This window comes from Pseudonocardia hierapolitana, assembly GCF_007994075.1.
GTDB lineage: Bacteria > Actinomycetota > Actinomycetes > Mycobacteriales > Pseudonocardiaceae > Pseudonocardia > Pseudonocardia hierapolitana.
The window spans coordinates 4,041,181-4,045,555 of record NZ_VIWU01000001.1; the positions used below are offsets into that span (position 1 = coordinate 4,041,181).

The window sequence follows — 4,375 nt, forward strand, 5'->3', positions numbered from 1 at the left end:
TCCTCGTGGTGATGGCGACGCTCCCGCTCCTCGAGAACCTCGCCGACGGGAACCGCCGGTGACGGTCGGCCCACCGGCGCTGCGCGGCATCCGGCTCACGCACCGCTTCGGTGCGACCCCGGTGCTGCTGGGCGCGGACCTCGTGGTCCAGCGCGGCGAAGTGGTGGCCGTGACCGGACCGTCCGGATCCGGCAAGTCGACGCTCCTGCACTGCCTCGCCGGCATCCTGCGCCCGGACGACGGCGAGGTGTGGCTGGGCGCCGACCGGATCGACGGGTGGTCGGAGGCGCGGCGCACCGCCCTGCGCGGATCGCGGCTGGGTTTCGTGTTCCAGTTCGGGCAGTTGCTGCCGGAGCTGCCCGCCGTCGAGAACGTGGCGTTGCCGTTGATGCTCGGCGGGGTGGGTCGCAGTACCGCGGTGGCGCGTGCCGCGGAGTGGTTCCCCGCGCTCGGCCTCGACGGGCTCGAGCAGCGCAGGCCCGGTCAGCTGTCCGGGGGCCAGGAGCAGCGGGTGGCGATCGCGCGAGCGCTGGTGACCGGGCCCGAGGTCGTGTTCGCCGACGAGCCGACGGGGGCGCTCGACACCGACACGGGCCGCACGCTGATCGACCTGCTCACCGGGCTCGCCGCGCGCACCGGCACCGGGCTCGTGGTCGTCACCCACGACGCCGATGTCGCCGCGCGGTGCCACCGGGTGATCGTCCTGCGGGACGGACGGACCGACCCGGTTCCGGTCCCCGCCGTCGGGTTCGGCGGTCCGCGGTGATCGTCCGTTCCGCCGCGCTCTCCCTCCGGCTGTTGCGGCTCGGTGGGAGCCGCGCGATGACGGCGGCCTCGCTGGTCGGAATCGGGATCGCGACGGGTACGGCGCTGCTCGCGGTCGCGCTCGGCGCCGTGCACGGCTGGGACGCCCGTGAGGACCGCGTCGGGTGGCGCACCGGAGACGTGACGGCGGGAGCCGGCGTGCCCGTCGCGCTGGTGCGGACGAGCGTCGACTCTGCGGCCGGCCGGGTCGTGCACCGGGTGGACGTCGCGGCCGTTGCCCCCGGCGCTCCCACCCCGCCGGGGCTGCCCAGGATCCCCCCGCCGGGCGAGGTGTGGTTCTCGCCCGCGCTCGCCGCGCTCGCCCGGCAGCTCCCGCCGGACCAGCTCGCCGCCCGGTTCCCGGCACCGGCGGGAATGATCGATGACGCCGGGCTGATGGGGCCCGACGAGCTGGTCGCCGTGGTCGGCGCCGCACCGGCCGACCTCCCGGACGCCGTGCCGGTCTCCGCCTTCGGCGCGGCGCCGTCGGACCTGCTGATGATCTACCGCCAGCTCACGTACGTGGCGGCGGCGCTGCTCGTCTTCCCGGTGGCGAGCCTGCTCGGTGCGTCGGCCCGGCTGAGTGCCGTCCGGCGCGCCGAGCGACTGGCGACAATGCGCCTGCTGGGCGCGTCCACCGGGCAGGTGACCGTGGCCGCGGTCTCCGAGGTCGCGGTGATCGCCGTCGTGGCGGCCGTGGCGGGCGTTGTACTGCAGTGGACGGTCGCGCCCGCGCTGGCGGCGATCGAACTCGGTGGGAGCGCGTGGTTCCCAGGCGACCTGCGTCCCGGACCGGCGACGGTCGCCGGGATCGTGGCCGGGGTGGCCGTCCTCGCGACGCTGTCCGCTCTCGGTGGGATGCGCGAGGTCGTGATCGGACCGCTCGGCGTCGTCCGCAGGCAGCGCCCCGGCTCGGCGCGGCTCCTGCGGTTGCTCGGCCTCGCAGGCGGCGTCGCCGTGTTCGCGGCCGCGAACGGTGCCCGCCAGGTGACACCTGCCGCGCTCGTCGGGCTGGTGTTCGGTGTCGGCGTCCTCGCGATGTTCGGCGCGGTGTCGCTGATCGGGCCGCTCGTGGTGCGGCTGCTCGGCGCCGGGATGGCGCGCTCGGCGCGCACCCCGGCCGCGCTGCTCGCCGGGCGCAGGCTGCTCGACGACCCGCGTGGTGCGTTCCGGCCGGTCGCCGGTCTCACGATGGCCGTGTTCGTGGCGGGGTTCCTGGCACCGCTGACGGCCGCGGTTCCGGCCGCCGCGTACGGGGACGACACGGCCTTGCGCGTCGTCTCGTCGGGACCGGTCGCCGACCTCGAGGCGGCCGTCCGCGCGCGGCTGGTCGAGCGCGGGATCGCCGCCGACGTCGTGCCGGCAGACGTGAACGGGCAGCCGGGCCTCGCCGTCGCTCCCACGGTCCCCGCCGACCGCGACGTCGTGCGCACCGCGCTCGCACCGCTCGCGGACGAGCCGGTGCTGACCGAACGCGAGTCGGATGCCGAGGGCGGGCAGCTCGTGGCCGATCTGCGGACCGGCGCGCTCGTGGTGCTCGCAGGCACCTTCCTCATCGCCGCCACCGCCACCGGCACCACCGCGGCCGCCCGTGTGCTGGACCACCGCCGCACGCTGCGCCTGTCGAGCCTCGCCGGCACCCCGATCAGGGTGCTCGACGCCGCCCGCCGGGCGGAGACGCTGCGCCCGCTGCTCGTGGTCGGCGCCATCGCGCTGGCGATGGGCCTGCTGTGCGCGTCCCCGTTCGCGGCCGCGTCCGGAGTGCTGGAGCCGTCCGGGCTCGCCGTGCTCGCGGCGACGCTCGCCGGGGGCGTCGGGCTCGTGGTTGCGGCGTCGGCCGCGTCCCGCCCGCTGCTACGGAGAGTGACTACCGGGGTCCTGCGCGACGACCGGTGAATCAGCCGCGGTCGCGGCTCACGTCCGCCATCCGGCCGATCGAGAAGAACCACGACCGATCGTGTGCGTGCGCCAGATCGGCGAACAGCGCCTCGGTCTCCGGGTGCCCCCGGCCGAGGAGCGCAGCCGCGTCGGCTGCGGCACGCTGCAGTTCGCCTGCGGCTTCGGCGGGTCGCCCGAGCAGGGCGAGGCAGCCCGCGAGGTTCGCGCGCAACGCGATGACGTGTTCGTGACGCGGCCCGTGCGCCCGCTCCGCGTCGTTCAGGGCAGCGGCGAGGAGGGCGAGCGCCGGCTCGGTGTCGCCGAACGCCGCCAGCGCGAGCGCGTGCCCCAGCCGTGAGGTCAAGGTGTCGGGGTGGCTGGGGCCGAGCGCCCGGCTGCGCTCGGCGGCCACGCGCTCGGACAGCGCGACCGCCTCGTCGATCCGGCCCACGACGCGGTAGGCGGTGGCGAGCGCGTCCACGGCCGTCAGCGTGCGGGGGTCGGACGGGCCGAACACGAGCGTGCGATCGGCGACGCTCGCCGCCAGCAGATCGACGCCCCGCTGCCACGCGCCTGCCGAGAAGCAGACGGCGCCGAGGTTGCCTGCGACGGTGAGCGTGGCGGGGTCGTCCTCTCCCAGCCCGACGCGGCAGCTTTCGAGGGCTTCTTCGATCAGGGCCACGGCCTCCTCGGCGCGCCCCGCGCGCCAGAGATCGACGCCGGCTGCATGGCGCGCGGCGATCTCGTGTGCGCCTTCGCGCGTCCGGCGTGAGCCTCGTCGACTGCGCGTCCACTGCGGCATCCGGCGTCCTCCTCTCCCATTCACCCGATCACGCCCCGAACGTCGACGCAACGCCGGGGGGTGCTCGGGGCCATTTCCGGACCACTCGGATGAGACGCAGGACGGCGGCGTCGCCGGGATCACCGTTGATGAGATCGCTCCACCCGTGCGGTGACGACGAACGTTCATCGATTCTTGCCCGTCCGGACGACGTGATTTCGCCTCCTGCTCGTCATGCGCCCGGCGGAGACGCGAGCCGTCGCGGAGAACGCGATCGCGGGGTGGTCGGACCGGCCCGGAAAGGGAGGCACATCGATCGGGCTGGGGCTTCCGTGCGCGACGGTGCGGGGGCACCGCAGCCGCGGGCGCGCTCGGCGGCGCCGCGCTCCGCGGCACTGTCGCGCCCATTCACGCGTAGCCACGACCGGACCCGCGCCTGCCCGCCCGATTCCGTGGACCCCGGACGCGCCGCCGCCTCGTGGCTCGGATGTCCGGCCCGGAGGGCGTGCACGGCTCGGCGGGTGACGCTGCTCCGGCCGCGCCCGCGACCGCCGCCCGCGGTGCCCGATCCGGCCGCGAGAGCGCGTCGGACCAGTGGCATCGGGGCGGTCGGGCAGCGATGTCACGACAGGGCTCGACGAAGTTGATGAACATCTGGTAGCTTCCGGATGGCTTCCTCCCATGGAGGAGGTTGCGATCTTGGATCTGCTTGTTGCTGACGTTGCGCGACGGGCGGGTCGGGACCGCAAGGCTGCCGGGCGTGAATCCACCGCCTGGCTGTGGGTCGCTGCCTCAGGCGCGACGTGCGGGATCAGCCTGTTTTCGCATGCCTCTCTTCGTCCTGTGGGCCTGATGTCGCAGGCCTCGGAACCTCATCAGTAGTTCTCCACCGACCCTGTGGGAGTCGCAGCC

General features: G+C 75.0%; 3 protein-coding genes. 2 read left to right on the forward strand and 1 reads right to left on the reverse strand.

Annotated features, from left to right (window positions below; translation table 11 throughout):
• The first annotated feature begins 58 nt into the window (after window positions 1–58).
• Together FHX44_RS19385 and FHX44_RS19390 are read left to right on the forward strand one after the other, a co-directional pair.
• Entirely contained in the window at window positions 59–766 is a 708-nt protein-coding gene (locus FHX44_RS19385; protein ID WP_246170475.1) for an ABC transporter ATP-binding protein, read from the forward strand.
• Window positions 763–2,700 carry an FtsX-like permease family protein gene (locus tag FHX44_RS19390; protein ID WP_147257085.1) on the forward strand — a complete coding sequence of 646 codons (1,938 nt, stop codon included), beginning with the start codon at window positions 763–765 and terminating at the stop codon, window positions 2,698–2,700. Before FHX44_RS19385 ends, FHX44_RS19390 begins: the two co-directional genes overlap by 4 nt.
• A gap of 1 nt (window position 2,701) precedes the next feature.
• On the opposite strand, the gene FHX44_RS19395 is transcribed toward FHX44_RS19390, so the two are convergent.
• Window positions 2,702–3,871 carry a tetratricopeptide repeat protein gene (locus FHX44_RS19395; protein ID WP_147257086.1) on the reverse strand — a complete coding sequence of 390 codons (1,170 nt, stop codon included), beginning with the start codon at window positions 3,869–3,871 and terminating at the stop codon, window positions 2,702–2,704.
• Window positions 3,872–4,375 lie beyond the last annotated feature (504 nt).